This window comes from Bacillus cereus group sp. N21 (genome assembly GCF_016483395.1).
Classification (GTDB): domain Bacteria; phylum Bacillota; class Bacilli; order Bacillales; family Bacillaceae_G; genus Bacillus_A; species Bacillus_A pseudomycoides.
Window position 1 is genome coordinate 1 of sequence record NZ_JAEHBX010000411.1, and the last position, 244, is coordinate 244.

The window sequence follows — 244 nt, forward strand, 5'->3', positions numbered from 1 at the left end:
TATGCGCCCGTAGCTCAATTGGATAGAGCGTTTGACTACGGATCAAAAGGTTAGGGGTTCGAGTCCTCTCGGGCGCGTTTTTCCTTCGGGAAGTGGCTCAGCTTGGTAGAGCACCTGGTTTGGGACCAGGGGGTCGCAGGTTCAAATCCTGTCTTCCCGATACTTATTTTGGGGCCTTAGCTCAGCTGGGAGAGCGCCTGCCTTGCACGCAGGAGGTCAGCGGTTCGATCCCGCTAGGCTCCAC

At 57.0% G+C, this 244-nt stretch carries 3 tRNA genes; all 3 read left to right on the forward strand.

Going from position 1 to position 244, the window contains the following annotated elements:
• Positions 1 to 3 precede the first annotated feature (3 nt).
• The 3 genes from JDS96_RS31435 to JDS96_RS31445 all read left to right on the forward strand — a co-directional run bounded on the left by JDS96_RS31435 (position 4) and on the right by JDS96_RS31445 (position 243).
• Positions 4 to 77 (forward strand) — tRNA-Arg (locus JDS96_RS31435).
• A 9-nt stretch (positions 78 to 86) separates the two neighbouring features.
• A tRNA-Pro gene (locus JDS96_RS31440) sits at positions 87 to 160 on the forward strand.
• Positions 161 to 170: 10 nt separating this feature from the next.
• A tRNA-Ala gene (locus tag JDS96_RS31445) sits at positions 171 to 243 on the forward strand.
• Position 244 lies beyond the last annotated feature (1 nt).